At 53.4% G+C, this 266-nt stretch carries 1 protein-coding gene; it reads left to right on the top strand.

What is annotated here, in order from left to right; genetic code table 11:
* Positions 1-22: 22 nt before the first annotated feature.
* Positions 23-266, top strand: a 244-nt coding sequence (locus AC1RPX_RS07985) for a hypothetical protein (RefSeq protein WP_481763364.1), incomplete at its 3' end; no start/stop codon positions are given.

Here is a 266-nt window from a genome sequence, read left to right on the forward strand (position 1 = left end):
AGACTATGCGAGGCGCGTTTGCATGAAGGCCATAGAGCTTCTTGAACAAGCGCTTCCATACGTGCGTGGCCAGAATGAGGCGCTTGTCCGCAAGATCGAGAAGAAACTGCGGAAAGATGGTAAGCAGCGGGAACTCACGGTCGCGCAGTCGTTCTACGAAATGGTGGTAACCGTTCTGTGTAGAGTGGCTGAAGTACGAAAACGGCACTGGATAGAGCCTGACCACGAACTCTGTGAATGGCTCGGGTGCAGCGACTACACAACTT

The organism is Dellaglioa sp. CoH-56-MRSF-14, from assembly GCF_056782115.1.